Annotated in this window: 14 protein-coding genes; 8 read left to right on the top strand and 6 right to left on the bottom strand. The window is 46.4% G+C overall.

From position 1 onward, the window contains the following. Window positions 1–253 precede the first annotated feature (253 nt). Complete coding sequence (locus FTU67_RS09830; RefSeq protein ID WP_075174663.1) at window positions 254–1,171, bottom strand: LysR family transcriptional regulator; 918 nt, start codon at window positions 1,169–1,171, stop codon at window positions 254–256. Window positions 1,172–1,265: 94 nt separating this feature from the next. Here FTU67_RS09830 and FTU67_RS09825 point away from each other — a divergent pair, with 94 nt between their 5' ends. The 6 genes from FTU67_RS09825 (at window position 1,266) to FTU67_RS09800 (ending at window position 6,676) form a co-directional block, all read left to right on the top strand. Beyond that, the gene (locus tag FTU67_RS09825) at window positions 1,266–2,507 is read left to right on the top strand and encodes an acyl-CoA dehydrogenase family protein (RefSeq protein ID WP_180061705.1); all 1,242 of its coding nucleotides are present in this window, start codon (window positions 1,266–1,268) and stop codon (window positions 2,505–2,507) included. Between the two features lie 91 nt (window positions 2,508–2,598). Continuing rightward, window positions 2,599–3,720, top strand: coding sequence for a phosphotransferase family protein (locus tag FTU67_RS09820; protein ID WP_075167054.1), 1,122 nt, complete (start codon window positions 2,599–2,601; stop codon window positions 3,718–3,720). Continuing rightward, window positions 3,717–4,415 carry a histidine phosphatase family protein gene (locus FTU67_RS09815; RefSeq protein WP_016658073.1) on the top strand — a complete coding sequence of 233 codons (699 nt, stop codon included), beginning with the start codon at window positions 3,717–3,719 and terminating at the stop codon, window positions 4,413–4,415. Before FTU67_RS09820 ends, FTU67_RS09815 begins: the two co-directional genes overlap by 4 nt. Before the next feature lie 15 nt (window positions 4,416–4,430). Then, window positions 4,431–5,174: an SDR family oxidoreductase gene (locus FTU67_RS09810; RefSeq protein WP_016658074.1), complete on the top strand. Its 744-nt coding sequence runs from the start codon at window positions 4,431–4,433 to the stop codon at window positions 5,172–5,174. Between the two features lie 167 nt (window positions 5,175–5,341). Next, window positions 5,342–6,070 carry an SGNH/GDSL hydrolase family protein gene (locus FTU67_RS09805; protein ID WP_180055019.1) on the top strand — a complete coding sequence of 243 codons (729 nt, stop codon included), beginning with the start codon at window positions 5,342–5,344 and terminating at the stop codon, window positions 6,068–6,070. A gap of 15 nt (window positions 6,071–6,085) precedes the next feature. After that, window positions 6,086–6,676, top strand: a complete 591-nt coding sequence (locus tag FTU67_RS09800) for a uracil-DNA glycosylase family protein (protein WP_171065083.1) — start codon at window positions 6,086–6,088, stop codon at window positions 6,674–6,676. Here FTU67_RS09800 and FTU67_RS09795 read toward each other — a convergent pair. The 3 genes from FTU67_RS09795 to FTU67_RS09785 all read right to left on the bottom strand — a co-directional run bounded on the left by FTU67_RS09795 (window position 6,673) and on the right by FTU67_RS09785 (window position 9,580). Further along, window positions 6,673–7,182 carry a pyridoxamine 5'-phosphate oxidase family protein gene (locus tag FTU67_RS09795; RefSeq protein WP_160241276.1) on the bottom strand — a complete coding sequence of 170 codons (510 nt, stop codon included), beginning with the start codon at window positions 7,180–7,182 and terminating at the stop codon, window positions 6,673–6,675. The two genes, FTU67_RS09800 and FTU67_RS09795, sit on opposite strands and share 4 nt — an antisense overlap. A 196-nt stretch (window positions 7,183–7,378) precedes the next feature. Beyond that, window positions 7,379–7,816 carry a hypothetical protein gene (locus FTU67_RS09790; RefSeq protein ID WP_005178205.1) on the bottom strand — a complete coding sequence of 146 codons (438 nt, stop codon included), beginning with the start codon at window positions 7,814–7,816 and terminating at the stop codon, window positions 7,379–7,381. Window positions 7,817–8,011: 195 nt separating this feature from the next. Next, the gene (locus FTU67_RS09785) at window positions 8,012–9,580 is read right to left on the bottom strand and encodes a phospholipase D family protein (protein ID WP_180061704.1); all 1,569 of its coding nucleotides are present in this window, start codon (window positions 9,578–9,580) and stop codon (window positions 8,012–8,014) included. 123 nt (window positions 9,581–9,703) lie between these two features. Between FTU67_RS09785 and FTU67_RS09780 the strand changes: the two genes are divergently transcribed. Next, a complete protein-coding gene (locus FTU67_RS09780; protein WP_016658079.1) occupies window positions 9,704–10,819 on the top strand; it encodes an S-(hydroxymethyl)glutathione dehydrogenase/class III alcohol dehydrogenase in 1,116 nt (371 codons plus the stop codon). A 313-nt stretch (window positions 10,820–11,132) separates the two neighbouring features. Further along, window positions 11,133–13,241, top strand: a complete 2,109-nt coding sequence (locus tag FTU67_RS09775) for a GGDEF domain-containing phosphodiesterase (RefSeq protein ID WP_180061703.1) — start codon at window positions 11,133–11,135, stop codon at window positions 13,239–13,241. A gap of 73 nt (window positions 13,242–13,314) precedes the next feature. On the opposite strand, the gene FTU67_RS09770 is transcribed toward FTU67_RS09775, so the two are convergent. Together FTU67_RS09770 and FTU67_RS09765 are read right to left on the bottom strand one after the other, a co-directional pair. After that, a complete protein-coding gene (locus FTU67_RS09770; protein WP_180061702.1) occupies window positions 13,315–14,535 on the bottom strand; it encodes an amino acid aminotransferase in 1,221 nt (406 codons plus the stop codon). A gap of 14 nt (window positions 14,536–14,549) precedes the next feature. Then, on the bottom strand, window positions 14,550–15,932 hold the full coding sequence (locus FTU67_RS09765; protein ID WP_005178192.1) for an amino acid permease: 1,383 nt from the start codon (window positions 15,930–15,932) through the stop codon (window positions 14,550–14,552). Window positions 15,933–16,038 lie beyond the last annotated feature (106 nt).

The raw sequence follows: 16,038 nt of genomic DNA, 5'->3' as shown, positions 1-16,038 counted from the left end.
AGACGCTTTCAATTCAGCTGAACAGACCAGCCAGCTGTAAACCGTGAAAAATAAAAGTGCTAGTGTAAAAGAAATGGCGCAATTCGCCGGTCGATTAAATCGCCAATTAGCTAGTTTTTAACAAATCAGCTACGCTGCAACGCCTGATCTGGCAAGGGCTTGAGCGATGTTTGAAATTTAATGAAGATAAAGCGCCTTGAATTTGAGTGATCTAAATAGCCTAAGTAAATTTTCTGACCTCATTTAAAATAGCCTAAGCAAAAATTTTAGAAATTTCCGCTCTTAAAAATGCATGACGTGCATTCTCCTGCATCTCCTTATACCAGAACATCCCCAAATCAATTTGCGGCAAGTCTACAGGCGATTCAAAAATATGTAGCTTCGGGTCAATATGTAAATGCCGCAAAATACTTTCCGGAATGGTCAGCATCGCCGTGTCATGCTGCGCCAGAATTTGCAGGGCAGTGGAATAATGCTGACAGCGTAATAACAGGGTTCGCGACAGCTGATTGCGCTTTAAATAAATATCTTCCAGCAGCAAGCCACTACGGCGTGAAGAAACACCAATATGCGGCGCAGACAAATATAATTCTTTATCTATGGATGAACGCTGGCTACAAACCACGAAGCGGTCTTGTACCAGCGCCTGAAACTGGATTTTATCGCCCAGCTTGTGTTCCAGATCAATCACAAAATCAATTTGCTGGGTCGCCAGATCATTGATCATGGTTTTACGGTCCAGCTTGCTGCTTAAAAACTGAATCTCCAGATTCAGCTGCTGAAAATGCTGCACCAGTTTGGGAAAAATAATCGGTTCAATTTCATCATGTATGGCAATTTTCAGGGTATGTACCATCGCCGGTTCAAACTGCTGTTTTTGCCGGGCAATATGCTGAATAGACAGCAGTGCAGTTTTAATGGTCGGATAAATCTGCTCGGCAAACGGCGTTGGTAACATCTGATGGCCGGTGCGAATAAACAGATCATCCTGTAACTGTAACCTAAGCCGTTGTAAGGCATGACTGGTGGCCGACTGGCTGATACATAAGAGCTGCGCCGCTTTGGAAATATTTTTTTGTTCAAAAATCGCAATAAACAGCGGGTATAAATTAATATCAATACGATGAAAAGCACCCAGATCCATCGGGCTATTATTATGAATATTGTGCATAGTATTTAATTCAATAAAATCATTTCATGCATAATAATTTTTAGGTTAAGGTGTTGTAAAGCCAATATAACAACAGATTGAGGAAGCTACAGTCATGTTTGAATTGTCAGCACGCGCACAGGATTATCTCGAAAGAACCCAACAGTTTATTCAAACAGAAATTGAACCAATTGAAGCCGACTTTTGGCAGCAGGTGCATGAACTGAATCAGGGCGGTGACTGGACGCAATGGCAGTGGCCGGCGCAATTAGAAAGTTTAAAAGCCAAAGCCAAAGCCGCGGGACTGTGGAATATGTTTTTGCCTTGTCCTAATTTGGGCCAGGGCCTGTCAGTGCAGGAATATGCACATATTGCCGAATTGTCTGGCCGTAGCCTGATTGCCCCGACCGTATTTAACTGTAACGCGCCAGATAGCGGCAACATGGAAGTGTTATGGCGTTATGGTTCAGAACAGCAAAAACAGCAATGGCTGATGCCGCTGCTTGAAGGCAAAATCCGCTCGGTGTTTTGTATGACTGAACCGGCAGTCGCCTCTTCTGATGCGACCAATATGCAGGCCACGGCGGTGGTAGAAGGCGATGAGATTGTCCTGAACGGGCGTAAATGGTGGTCATCGGGTCTGGGTGATCCGAATGCCAAAATCATTATTTTTATGGCGCATACCCCGGACGAAAGCAAAGACCGTCATCATCAACATTCAATGGTGCTGGTCCCGGTCGATACTGCAGGGGTGAAAATTGAACGTATGTTACCGGTGTTTGGCGATTACGATGCGCCGCATGGGCATGGTGAAGTCAGCTTTGACAATGTCCGTGTGCCAGTGGCCAATTTTATTGGTGGTGCCGGCCAAGGTTTTGAAATTGCCCAGGGCCGTTTAGGACCCGGCCGGATTCATCACTGTATGCGTTGTATCGGTGCGGCAGAAAAATCACTGGAACTGATGATTGACCGCGGCATGAACCGGACTGCCTTTGGCAAGGAAATCCTGAAACTCGGTGGCAACCTGGAGCGTGTGGCCGAAGCGCGTGTGGCAATTGATCAGGCACGCCTGTTAACGCTCTATGCCGCCTATAAAATGGATACTTTAGGCAATATGGCCGCGCTCACAGAAATTTCTGCCATTAAAGTGGTGGCGCCAAGCGTGCTGGAAAAAGTGGTGGATATGGCCATGCAAATCCACGGCGGTGCCGGGCTGTCCCGCGATACGCCATTGACCGGTTTCTTTGCCCAGGCGCGTGCCTTACGTTTGGCCGATGGTCCCGATGAAGTGCATAAAGGCATGATTGCCAAACTGGAACTGGCCAAACGTGGCTACAGTACCCGTCGTAAAAAATAAGTGGCAAAACACCAGAAACAGTGTGGGTCTTTACAGCTGAAAATGCTCTAATAGGGCAAGACCTAAAAAAGTGAAAAATCAGGAAAATAACATGTCAGTGATTGATGTTGGCGGTCAGGTTCGTGAAGGCGAGGAACTGGATATTCAGGCAGTAAGCCAGTGGTTAAAGGCGCAAGGGGTTGATGTTCAGGAACCCGTTGAAGTGACCCAATATTCAGGCGGTGCCTCCAACTGGACCTATCGTCTGAACTATCGCAATGCCGATTTAATTTTACGTCGTCCACCCAAAGGCACCAAAGCCAAATCTGCGCATGACATGGCGCGTGAATATCATGTACAAAAAAATCTGGCGCCGTATTATCCGGTGTTACCGCAGATGGTGGCGCTGTGTCAGGATGAATCGGTGATTGGCTGTGATTTTTATATCATGCAGCGCGTGGAAGGTATTATCCCGCGGGCCAAACTGCCGCCAGAACTGAACTTTGATGAAACCCAGGTTCAGGAACTGTGCATTAATGTGATTGATAAATTAATCGAGCTGCATCAGGTGCCGTATCAGGGCACTGAACTGGAAAAACTCGGTAAAGGTGAGGGCTATTGCCGTCGTCAGGTGGAAGGCTGGGACAGCCGTTATGAAAAAGCCAAAACCCTGAATGTGCCGTCATTTAAATATGTACGTAAATGGCTGCACGAGAATATTCCGGCAGATTCTACCACCTGTATTATTCACAATGACTGGCGTTTTGATAATGTGATTTTAAATCCGCAGCGTCCAACCGAAGTGATTGGCGTGCTGGACTGGGAAATGGCAACTCTGGGCGATCCGCTGATGGATCTTGGTTCGGCTTTGGCCTACTGGGTAGAAGAAACCGATAACCAGATTTTTAAAGCCACCCGCCGTCAGCCGACCCATTTAAAAGGCATGTTCACCCGTAAACAGGTGGTCGATTACTATCTGGAAAAAACCGGCCTGCAACCGGAAAACTGGACCTTCTATGAAGTGTTCGGGATTTTCCGTCTGGCAGTGATCGCCCAGCAGATTTACTACCGTTATTATCATAAACAGACCAATAATCCGGCCTTTAAAGATTTCTGGATTGTGATTCATGCCTTGCATATCCGCGCCTTAAAACTGATTGGGCTGCAAAAAATTGAAGCCAATGAGCTGGCACAAAAATATATGGCCAAATTTAAGGAGCTGCTGCCGAAATGACGACTATTTATTTAATCCGTCATGGTCAGGCTTCGTTTGGTGCAGAAAGCTATGACCAGCTTTCGCCGAATGGGGAATTGCAGGCCAAACTGCTGGGGCAGTATTTTGACAACATCTTAAAAGAAGAACCCTATGTGGTGGCCGGCTCCATGCAGCGCCATCAGCAGACTGCACAGATCGCTCTGGCCGAATGTTTCCCTGAAGCTCATCTGGTCACCAATCCGGACTGGAACGAGTTTAATCATCAGCAGGTGTTTGCCCAATACGAACCGCGCTTTAATGAACCGCATTTATTAAAGGCCGATGTAGCCAAAGAGCTTAATCCGCGGGCGTATCTGGCAAAAATTTTTGAAGGTGCCATTGAACGCTGGACTGGCGGTGAATATCACCATGAATATGAAGAATCCTGGCCGCATTTCAAGGCCCGGGTCGAAACCGCCTTGCAAAACCTGTGTGATGAACTGGCCCAAACCAAACCGCGTTACGCGATTGTGTTTACTTCGGGCGGAGTCATTTCGGTTGTTGCTGGAAAAATTCTGGAACTGAATCCTAACCGGACTTTTGCACTGAACTGGGCCATCGCCAATACCAGCATGACCACTTTGCGTCTGGTCGGCAATGAGCCGCAACTGTTAAGTCTGAATGAACATCATTTTATAAAAGCACAACATCCAGAATTATTAACCTGGATTTAATCAAGGAATAGACAGATGACCAAAACAATTTTAATTACCGGCGCAAGTTCCGGCATTGGTGCCGGTATGGCCCGCGAATTTGCGCAAAAAGGCTATAACCTGGCCATTTGTGCGCGTCGTATGGAACGTCTGGAAAGCTTAAAACAGGAACTGGAAAGCAAGTACGGCGTGAGCGTGGCCGCAAAAACCTTAGATGTGACCAATTATGATCAGGTATTTGAGGTGTTTCGTGCTTTTAAGGAAGAACTGGGCACGATTGACCGGATTATTGTCAATGCCGGGGTTGGTGAAGGCCGCCGGATCGGCAAAGGTAACTTTGCGATTAACCGCGCCACGGTTGAAACCAACTTTATTTCAGCGCTGGCGCAATGTGAAGCTGCGGTAGAAATTTTCCGTGCCCAAAACTCTGGCCATCTGGTGATGATTTCTTCCATGAGCGCAATGCGTGGTATGCCAAAACATCTGACTGCGTATGGCGCCAGTAAAGCCGGCGTGGCGCATCTGGCTGAAGGCATCCGTGCCGAGCTGATTGATACGCCAATTAAAGTCACCACCATTTTCCCGGGGTATATCCGTACCGAAATTAACGAAGGCGCGAAAAAATTACCATTTGAAGTGGATGAGCAAACTGGTTCACGCTTACTGGCTGCAGAAATTGAAAAAGCACCGGTAAAAGCCTATGTGCCGAAATGGCCATGGTTGCCACTGGGCTTGGCCATGAAAGTCTTACCATTAAAACTGGTCAATAAACTCGGTTAATCCACATGTATATCAAGTGAAAAGTTCCATTTGGCGCTTCTCACTTTTTATTTTAAATGTTTGTTTTAAATATTTGAAAATTTAAAAATATTTCATAGAAAGATAAAAATAGAGGGCTTATTTTGGTTAAAATAGGCCCGATTTTTTTGAAGATGATCGACAACGCGATGTTTCTGAAGCTTGCAACCTTGGGTTTAATTCCCGCCCTGATTATTCAAGGCCGCCGGGTCAAGAAAAATACTTTAAGATTGGCAGAGCCAGAAGGGGAACGTGAAGGCACGAGCGGTCAGGGACAGGCCTTATCTATTTTGATTCTGGGGGATTCAGCTGCTGCCGGTGTTGGCGTCAGCCATCAGGAAGATGCCTTGCTCGGCGCGATTCTGGCCGGACTCACTTCCGAATTTCAGGTCAGCTGGAAACTGCATGCCAAAACAGGCAATACCACGGGACAGGTCATTCAAAGCGTTCAGCAGCTGAACACTGAAAAGTTTGATGTAGTGGTCACCTCGGTCGGGGTGAATGATGTCACCAAACTGATGCCGGCCGATATCTGGATGCAAAAACAGGCGCAGTTGTATCAACTGATTGCAGCTAAATTTCAGCCACAACTCATCCTTGCAGCAGGTGTACCACCGATGCAGCTTTTCCCGGCTTTACCGAACCCGCTGGCATGGCTGTTTGGCCAATATGCTAAGCAGATGAACCGTGAACTGCATAAATTTATTCAAAAACAGCCAAACATGGACTGGATTGAATATGACATTGCGCAATATCAGCAGATGCAACTGGAAATGGCCGAAGATGGCTTTCATCCGAGTAAAGAAATTTATCAAATATGGGGCAAAGAAGTAACACTCAAAATTAAACAACGGCTTAAGATGAATAAAGTGAATTGAGTTTGCCACCTTATGATTGATGATCTTGAAATTGAAACCCATCCCTTTGAGCCTTTTTTACCCTCCAATGCCAAACTGCTGATGATGGGCAGTTTTCCACCGCCCAAAAATCGCTGGAAAATGGAATTTTATTATCCGAATTATCAGAATGATATGTGGCGGATTTTTGGTATCTGCTTTTTTCAGGATAAAAACTATTTTTTAGACCTGCCGAATAAAAACTTTCAGCTCGAACTGATTCAAAACTTTTTAAAAGATACCGGTATTGCGCTGTTTGATACCGCCTACCGGATCAGCCGTTTAAAGGGCAATGCTTCAGATAAATTTCTGCATATTCACACCCCGACCGATTTAAATCGGCTGCTCCAGCAAATGCCGCTGTGCCAGTACATTATGACCACGGGTGATAAAGCCACTGATACCTTGATGGAATCAATGCCGGAAGGCACGCCGAAACCGGTAATTGGCCAATCTTCACAGGCGATCTTTGCTGGTCGAGAGCTGCATTTATACCGTATGCCGTCTTCATCTCGCGCCTATCCCTTAGCGGTGGAGAAAAAGGCTGAACTTTATTGCGGTCTGTTTAAGGATGTCGGCCTGCTTTAAAAAAGAGAGGATGTCTTTGGCATCATTGATGGATATTCTACCCATCTAAATGCATGAATATGCACCTCCCGAACCTGGGTGAAATCCGACCAGATCAGCTTGCTGCCGCGTGTCCATTTTAACGGCGCAATTCTACGGCGCACCTGATGCATTTCCTCGGCAGTGGCCGGGCGTAACTCACCAATCTTGGCATATAAACGCACACCCGGATAAGTGCGAAATTGACCTGACATCATTGATTTTAGCCAGAACCCGCGGCTACTGTTTACGGCCTGAATACAGGCCTGCGCATTATGTTTGAGATGCTGTTGCAGCGTGGCAGAGTAGGTATCAAAAAAGAAACCGGTGGGAGAGCTGTCGTTTAAAAATAAGGTTCCAATCGGGGTGATATTCGGGATACCTTCTGGACTCACACTGGCGATGGAGCAGTGCATACTGGCGCGCTGCGCCTGCGCAACCACTTGTCGTATTTGCCCCCAGGTTTGAGCATCCATATTCTTGTTCATTTTTATACTCATTTTATAGTTAAAACCAGCATAATAAAGACCAGAACTATTGTTATGCGTGAAAGCGCAACTGCATATTCATCATAAATTGGATTTAAAAATAGAACGAGAGGAAATCTGACGAGCACAGCTCAGAAAAGAGCGAGAAACTTCGCTCTTTTTTCATGTTTCAGCAGTAAAAGCAGAATAAAAGGACTTAAGCTCCGTATTCCACATAATCCCATAAATTCAGGCGGGCTTTAATTTCCTTGCGGATTTGCGGCAACATCGGTAATAAAGTGCCATCAATCCATAAGCTGAGGGCTTGGGCTGAGAGCGGTTGCTGTGCATCATCCACCAGTTGTGCACCTTTGACCATCACCAAGGTTTCCTGTTCAGCCGCAGTTTCTACACCCTTAAACAACACCTGCAATTCAAAACCGGTGTCCTGAATCAGCCATTCCAGTTCCAGCTGAATATTCTCATTCGATTGCAACACTACCTGACCTTCAAGCTGCTCCGAGTCGGACAGGCAATCATGTTCGACCCGCACTTTGGCCAGAAACCACTCTTGCTGGCCCAATTCATTCAGGGTTTTAGTCGGGCTGAGAATATCACTTAATTTAAATTGACGGCTTAAATCAAAAAATTGCATGAGGAGAGATCTAAAAAAGAAGAAAAATAAAGCGTGAATTTTAAAGTAATGTAGCAGAAGAGTAAAACCTTCTGGCGATAAATACGAAGTGAGAGATCACACAATCTCTCCGGGTATCGGGTTTGCTGCAAACCCATAGAGCAACTCGTATTCAATTATCTTGGTCAATGTATATTTACTGTAATGTGGATGTCATTACATCATCCACTCGATTGGGACATGGGTCATTAAATTCATCACAAAACGCTGGAAACTGGTGGTTTCCGGATCAACCTTGTGCTGAATCACTGAACCATCTTTTTGATAATCCAGCCAGATAATATGTCCTTTCTCATCCAACCTTAGTTCATAGGCAATTTGCGGCAGGTACTGATTCAATGAATCTGAAATTTCATCTTGAAGCTCATCAGATTCCAGCACCAGCCCGACTTCGGTATTTAAAAAAGCCGAGCGCGGATCAAAATTAAAAGAGCCAATAAATACCTTGCCATCAATATCAAAGAATTTGGCATGCAGGCTGGAAGCACTGCGGCCTTTGGCTGGAATCACGTTACCGGTAATAATTTCATACCAGGTGCGTTCTTCGCGCTGAATATAACGCTTGAACTCATACAGTCGAATGCCACTGGCCAATAGCTGCGGCCGGTATTGCTGATAGAAGGCATGCACAATCGGTACATCATTGGCCATATACGAGTTGGTCAAAACCCGGATATCAATGCCGTGTTCTGCCAAACGGCTCATATAATCTGTACCACGTTGGGTTGGAATAAAATAGGCAGACACCAGTTCCAGATGCTGATTGGGTGTGCCCATAATCTGAACCATCTGATGGTAAATCATCTCTTCATCTTTGGCTTTGCCCTGGATTTTTTCTGGCGGGTCGGCCACAAAATGCGCTTTGGCCCAATGATAGGAACGCTGTTTTAAATACTGCGCCACCTGTTGCTCGGCAAAACTGATCCGGCGTTGCACCTCCTGTTCATCCAGTTGCTGGCTGGCATATTTTTCCCGCAGCAAGGTCAAGCTATTACGATGGTATTTATTGCTGTTCTGGTCCATCAGCTGGACCAGATTAAAACTCAGTTCATGGTTCCAGAAAGCACGGAAATTATCGTTGGCTTTTTTGACCGCATTACCGGCAAAGAGAATATCTACATCGGTAAACTGAAAGTCATCACTGGCATCAAAATATTCCCGGCTGATATTGCGGCCACCGGTCACGGCAATCGCGCCATCGGCAATAATCAGTTTGTTGTGCATGCGGTGATTCACTGCCTGCATCCGGAAGGCATAATCCAGTGCCCGAAAATGACGGAATTTATAAGGATTAAACAGGCGAATTTTAAAGTTCGGATGATGGCTGAGTGCCAGCAAGGTATCGTCCAGTTGGGTGCCATTCTGGTCATCAATCAGTAACCGGACCTGTACCCCGCGGTCGGCGGCTTTGAGTAATTCGGCCAGCACTAAATGACCAATTTCGTCATCGGTCCAGATGTAATATTGCAGGTCTAAATGATGTTTGGCGTTATGAATTAAATATAAACGTGAAGCAATACTGATAAATCCGTCATACAGCGGTAAATAGGCGGTTTGTCCGCGTTGTAGTTGTGCCTGTGCCTCTGGTCGCGGCATCCAGTGTTCAAAATCTGGTTCAATTGGCGCATCCTGCGCAGCATAGTTCTGTTCAAGCGAATTACAACCGGTACATGCCAGAATCAGACAGCACAACCAGATCATGTTGTAATATTTTAATGGCATCATTTTTATGAAGTAGATTTTTACTGATTCATATAGATTATCATGATGTTATAGGTTGAATCTGTTGATAAAAAGCGGTTACTGTAAGACATCTGTTAAAGACGTATCAAAAGGATGATCAATTTCATGAAATCAAGAGCTGCGGTCGCATTTGGTCCGGGTCAACCCCTTGAAATTGTAGAAATAGACGTGGCTCCGCCAAAAGCTGGAGAAGTCTTGGTTAAAATTAGTCATACCGGTGTATGTCATACGGATGCCTTTACCTTGTCAGGTGATGATCCTGAAGGGGTGTTTCCAGCCGTGTTGGGTCATGAAGGCGCGGGTGTGGTGGTGGAAGTCGGTGAAGGTGTGACCAGCCTTAAACCGGGTGATCATGTGATTCCACTGTATACCGCGGAATGTGGTGAATGTCTGTTCTGTCAATCGGGTAAAACCAACCTGTGCGTGGCGGTGCGTGCTACCCAGGGTAAAGGTTTGATGCCAGATGGCACCACCCGTTTTTCATATAATGGTCAGCCCATTTATCATTACATGGGCTGCTCAACTTTCAGTGAATATACTGTGGTGGCCGAAGTGTCACTGGCCAAAATTAACCCGGAAGCCAACCATGAACAGGTGTGCTTGTTGGGCTGTGGTGTAACCACCGGTATTGGCGCGGTGCATAACACTGCCAAAGTGCAGGAAGGTGACAGCGTTGCCGTGTTTGGTTTAGGCGGGATTGGTCTGGCCGTGGTGCAAGGTGCGCGTCAGGCCAAAGCCGGCCGTATTATTGCAATTGATACCAACCCGGAAAAATTTGAACTGGCCAAACAGTTTGGTGCGACTGACTGCATTAACCCGAATGATTATGAGCGCCCAATTCAGGAAGTGATTGTTGAAATGACCGGTTGGGGTGTTGATCATTCCTTTGAATGTATCGGCAATGTCAACGTCATGCGTTCCGCGCTGGAATGTGCCCATCGTGGCTGGGGCCAATCGGTGATTATTGGTGTGGCTGGTGCCGGTAAAGAAATCTCGACCCGCCCATTCCAATTGGTGACGGGCCGTAAATGGATGGGCACTGCATTTGGTGGCGTTAAAGGCCGTTCACAATTACCAGGCATGGTCGAGCAGGCCATGAAAGGTGATATTCAGCTGGAGCCTTTTGTTACCCATACCATGCCGTTAGAACAGATTAATGAAGCATTTGACTTAATGCATGAAGGTAAATCAATTCGTAGTGTAATTCATTTCGAGTCGTAATGACCTTATCTAAAAAACACCGGGCTTAGACCCGGTGTTTTTTTGTATCTGCACTCACAGAAACCATCACAACTGATATCTTTTTTCTATCAAAACTGCCCAGTCTCGCTACAAAGTAGAACTAGGCTGCATGCTTAAAGTCAGGAATATGCACAGAAAATTGTATATTCTTAAGCCATTTTAATTACAAAAAGAATATACAAAAACTGGGTATTTTTATTTACCGTGGGTTAAAAATAATTTTTATAGCTCTTATAATACATATTTGTATAGAGGTGTGATCTTATTGGCACTATAACTTGGAAAATGCGATATGAGTCATATTAATCTGCTTGAGGTATTAAAAGACAAGTCCAAACAGGTCACGCCTAAACTTGAGAAATCTCCTTTTCAGAAAGACTTTATTCGCGCCATTGAAATGATGCCACAACTGATTTGGGTTAGTTCAGCCGGACATCATCTATATAATTCTAATTTTAAACAGTATCTTGCTTCAGATGAGCAAAGCCTGACTGCTCAAAGCTGGCTGAATGCCATTCACCCGGAAGATGCCGAGCATCTGTGTTTTTTATGGGAAAGTGCGCAAAAAAGTGGTCAGAGTTTTGAAAAAGAATGCCGGATTCGGGATCGCCAGCAGCGCTATCACTGGTTTTTGTTAATTGCCCGAAATTCGAAGCAGCTCGAGGGTTGTGACCAGTGGATGATCAGCTGTACCAATATTCATGACAGTGCGGTGAAATATCGGGAAACCAAAGATACCTTACGTGCCCACACCCATATGCTGGATGTCAGTGTTGACTGTATCAAGATTGTCAAACCGGATGGCTCACTGTCGCATATGAACCGTTCGGGTTGCCAGGCCTTGCTAGGCAAAGAGCGGGAAAAGAACTTCGGCATGAAATGGCTTGACCTGTTACCACCCGAAGCTCGTGAAAAAGGTCAGCAGGCCATTCGTGAGGCGATTAAAGGCAAAAATTCCCGTTTCCCGGGTATGAGCATTAATCAGGATGAAGTGAAATACTGGGACAATATGCTGACCCCAGTGCTGAACGAACACGGCGAAACCACCAGTATTTTATGTGTGTCGCGTGATGTGACCTTGCAAAAAATTGCCGAAGATAAATTAAGACTCAGCAGTGAAGTCGATGATCTGACCAAGCTGATTAACCGCCGAACTTTCCGGAAAAAAACCAAACAGGCAATTCAGGTCGCCAAAGAAACCCGCACATTGGTCGGGGTCATGCTGATTGACCTGGATCATTTTAAAAATATTAACGATACCCTGGGCCATCAGGCCGGCGATCATTTATTAAAAGTATTGTCCAAACGCTTTCAAAAATATATTTCAGAACAGGTCAGTATTGCGCGCCTGGGTGGTGATGAGTTTGCCGTGGTAGTGCATTCGGTTGAAAATGAACAGCAGCTGATTGAACTGGCCAAGAAGTTTGCCAAACTGCTGGATGCACCCATTACCTATAGCGGCCGGGTCATTAACTGCGGCATGAGCATTGGCTGTTCGATGTATCCCAAAGATGCCAGAGAAATTCCCGAACTGATGAAATGTGCCGATACCGCGCTGAATGACCTGAAAGCCGGTGGCCGAGGTGGCATCCGCATGTTTGATCATTCTATGCTGGCGGCGGTCCAGAGCAAGGCAGAGCAGTTGCAGACCGCACGCATGATTATTCGTGAACAGCGGATTGTACCGTTTTATCAGCCGAAAGTGTGTATTGAAACCGGTGAGCTGATTGGCTTTGAGGCTTTATTGCGCTGGCAGGATGAACAGCAGCGTTATCGTTATCCGAAAGAGCTGTTAGAAGCCTTTAGCGATTATGAACTGACCACAAAAATCAGCGAATTGATGCAGCAGGCGATTTTTAGTGATTTACAAAGCTGGATCAAACAGGGTCTACAGACGGTGCCGGTGTCAATTAATGCCTCGCCGGTGGAATTGATGCGCGATAACTACGCAGAAGTGCTGTTAAAACGGATGCAGCATTATCAGATTCCGGCACAATTAATTGAAATTGAAATTACCGAGCAATCACTGGCCGAGCGTGGCTCTGAATGTGTGATTCGTACCATCCATAAACTGAAACAGGCCGGTATTCGCATTTCGCTGGATGATTTTGGCACCGGACATTCCTCCTTAACCCATTTACGTGATTATCCGGTAGATAGCCTGAAAATTGACTGTGATTTCGTCAACTGCATCAATAGTGATAAATCAATTCAGGCCATTGTCGAAGCGATTATCAAGTTAGGGCCGGTTTTGTCCTTGGATATTATTGCCGAAGGCATTGAAACCAAGGAGCAGTTTGAAACCCTGAAACAGTTTGGCTGCCATTTTGGTCAGGGCTATTTATTTAGCAATGCTGTCAATCAGCTTGAAGCCAAGCAGATGTTAAAAGCCGCTTCATAATCTTCAAATTTCTACGATATAAAAATATAAAAACGGGCACATGGCCCGTTTTTATTTGCGAGGGAACAGAGGTTTAAGCAGTGAGAGCAGTATCACTATGCTGTAATACCTGTGCCATGGCATGTGCCACTGCATCGACATTGTTCTGGTTTAGTCCTGCCACACACATCCGGCCACTACGCACCAGATAAATACCAAACTCCTGCTTGAGCTGATCGACTTGGGCTGCACTCAAGCCAGTATAGCTGAACATGCCGCGCTGCCGGGTCAGATAGTCAAAAGATTGCCCCGGTAAGGCAAGTTCGAGCTGCTGTTTTAAACGCTCACGCATCTGTTGAATGCGCTCACGCATTTCGGTCAGTTCGTCCTGCCAGCTTTGGTACAGCGTCGGCGTGTGCAACACATGCTGAATCAGCATCGCGCCGGTAGTCGGCGGGCTGGAATAAATCCGGCGTACGGTGGCTTTCAGCTGGCCTAACACGCTTTGGGCGGTGGTGGCATCATCACAGACCGCACTTAAGCTGCCAACCCGTTCGCCATATAAAGAGAAAATTTTGGAAAATGAATGGCTGACCAGAAAATTCAGGCCGGCCCTGTCCATCGCCCGGATGGCATAAGCATCTGCGTGAAAATCTTCGGCGAAGCCCTGATAGGCCATATCCAAGAGCGGAATTAGCTGCTTCTGCGCCAGTAGCTCAATCAACTGATCCCACTGCGCTGGCAATAAGTCGGCACCGGTCGGGTTATGACAGCAGGGATGCAGCAGAACAATACTTTGCGCCGGCAGCTGTTGCAGGCAATCCAGCATGGCAGCAAAGTTCACCTGACCGCTATGCGGATCAAAATACGGATATTCATGACAGCGAATGCCGGCGCCCTGGAAAATCGCAATATGGTTATCCCAGGTCGGGCGGCTGACCCATAATTCAGAGGCCGGGAAATAGCGTTTTAAGAAATCTGCCGCCACTTTTATCGCGCCCGAACCACCCAGCGTTTGTAAGGTCACTACACGACCGGCCTGACAAGCCGGACTATCTTCGCCAAAAATTAGTGCTTGGACGGCGCTGTTATAAGCCGGCATACCTTGCATTGGCAGGTACAGTTTGACCTTCTGCTGCTCGGCATTTAGGTCCTGATAAGCCTGCTGGATGGCACGCAACTGCGGAACCTGCTGGGCCTCGTTATAATACAGCCCGATACTGAGATTAACTTTATGCGGACGCGGATCATGCTGGAATTCTTCCATCAGGGACAGAATCGGATCGCCGGCATAGGTATCGACATGTTGAAACATACAATCTTCCTGAATTAATAGCTTTTGGCTTTGATGAGCGCAGGATCGCGCGCCAGTTTTTTCTGTTTAAGGTAATAGGCCAGCGATAACAGGCCAATCCATACCGGCAGCAGACCGACTGCAATACGCATCGATGGGGTCTGGCTCATAATCACCAAGATACCGAGCATAAAGGCAATACACAGGTAATTGGTAAACGGATAGGCAATACTTGGGAACAGGGTTTGCTGTTGCTGCGCCAGCATCTGACGTTTAAATTTCAGATGGGTATAGGAAATCACCACCCAGTTAATCACAATGGCTGCCACCACCAGCATCATCAACAGGCTGAACGCCGTTTCCGGGAACAGGTAATTCAGCAGCACACAGAGCAGGGTGAAAAAGGCCGAAACCATCACCGCATTTACCGGAATACCGCGTGAATTGATTTTGCTTAAAAACTTCGGTGCATTGCCTTGTTCCGCAAGACCTAAAAGCATACGGCTGGTACAGTAGTTGGTACTGTTATAGACCGACACCGCAGCAGTCAAGATCACGAAATTCAATACTGTGGCAACGCCTTGACTGCCTAAGGAGTCAAACATCATCACGAACGGGCTGCCGCCTTGTGCCATCTGGTTCCATGGATATAAGGCCAGAATAATCAGCAGGGTTAAAATGTAGAATAATAAAACCCGGTATACGATCTGATTGACCGCTTTCGGTAAGGTCTTTTTCGGGTTGTCAGTTTCTGCTGCGGCAATACCGACCAGCTCAATACCGCCAAAGGCAAACATGATCATGGCCATTGCCATCACCAGGCCCATCACACCATTGGGGAAAAAGCCGCCAAGTTCCCATAAATTGCTTAAATGCGCCTGCGGACCGCCGTTACCGGACGCCAGCAGATAGCTACCAAACGCAATCATGGCCACAATCGCCAGCACTTTAATAATCGCCAGCCAGAATTCCATTTCGCCAAACAGTTTGACATGCAGCAGGTTAATCACATTAATAAAAATAAAGAAGCCCAGTGCTGAGACCCAGGTTGGAATCTCCGGCCACCAGTAATGGATATACAGGCCAATGGCACTCAGTTCGGCCATACACACCAGCACATTCAGTACCCAGTAATTCCAGCCCGACATAAAGCCGGCAAACTTGCCCCAGTATTTATAGGCAAAATGACTAAAAGAACCGCTGACCGGTTCTTCGACAATCATTTCACCCAGTTGACGCATCATTAAAAATGCAATCAGGCCGGCAATGGCATAACCCAGAATGACCGACGGGCCAGCCAGTTTAATGGTCTGGGAGATGCCGAGGAATAATCCGGTGCCAATTGAGCCACCGAGGGCAATGAGCTGAATATGCCGGTTGCTCAAACCCTTATGTAGTTTGCCATCATGTTGTTGCATCTTTTATCATCCATGTAAAATCGACATCACTGTGTTGTTGTTGTTTTGGCGCAGGTGATGTGATTGCTGAAATTTAAACATGCGTCGCCCCTGACACATGCCAAAT

It is taken from the genome of Acinetobacter sp. YH12132 (assembly GCF_013418645.1).
Lineage (GTDB): Bacteria > Pseudomonadota > Gammaproteobacteria > Pseudomonadales > Moraxellaceae > Acinetobacter > Acinetobacter indicus.
The sequence above is the reverse complement of the archived record's forward strand: the minus strand, read 5'-3'. Positions and strand labels throughout refer to the sequence as shown.

Excerpts from the sequence above, each read along its gene's own strand:
- FTU67_RS09830 (WP_075174663.1), bottom strand. The coding sequence starts at position 1,171 with ATGCACAATATTCATAATAATAGCCCGATGGATCTGGGTGCTTTTCAT.
- FTU67_RS09825 (WP_180061705.1), top strand. The coding sequence starts at position 1,266 with ATGTTTGAATTGTCAGCACGCGCACAGGATTATCTCGAAAGAACCCAA.
- FTU67_RS09820 (WP_075167054.1), top strand. The coding sequence starts at position 2,599 with ATGTCAGTGATTGATGTTGGCGGTCAGGTTCGTGAAGGCGAGGAACTG.
- FTU67_RS09815 (WP_016658073.1), top strand. The coding sequence starts at position 3,717 with ATGACGACTATTTATTTAATCCGTCATGGTCAGGCTTCGTTTGGTGCA.
- FTU67_RS09810 (WP_016658074.1), top strand. The coding sequence starts at position 4,431 with ATGACCAAAACAATTTTAATTACCGGCGCAAGTTCCGGCATTGGTGCC.
- FTU67_RS09805 (WP_180055019.1), top strand. The coding sequence starts at position 5,342 with ATGTTTCTGAAGCTTGCAACCTTGGGTTTAATTCCCGCCCTGATTATT.
- FTU67_RS09795 (WP_160241276.1), bottom strand. The coding sequence starts at position 7,182 with ATGAACAAGAATATGGATGCTCAAACCTGGGGGCAAATACGACAAGTG.
- FTU67_RS09790 (WP_005178205.1), bottom strand. The coding sequence starts at position 7,816 with ATGCAATTTTTTGATTTAAGCCGTCAATTTAAATTAAGTGATATTCTC.
- FTU67_RS09785 (WP_180061704.1), bottom strand. The coding sequence starts at position 9,580 with ATGATGCCATTAAAATATTACAACATGATCTGGTTGTGCTGTCTGATT.
- FTU67_RS09780 (WP_016658079.1), top strand. The coding sequence starts at position 9,704 with ATGAAATCAAGAGCTGCGGTCGCATTTGGTCCGGGTCAACCCCTTGAA.
- FTU67_RS09775 (WP_180061703.1), top strand. The coding sequence starts at position 11,133 with ATGAGTCATATTAATCTGCTTGAGGTATTAAAAGACAAGTCCAAACAG.
- FTU67_RS09770 (WP_180061702.1), bottom strand. The coding sequence starts at position 14,535 with ATGTTTCAACATGTCGATACCTATGCCGGCGATCCGATTCTGTCCCTG.
- FTU67_RS09765 (WP_005178192.1), bottom strand. The coding sequence starts at position 15,932 with ATGCAACAACATGATGGCAAACTACATAAGGGTTTGAGCAACCGGCAT.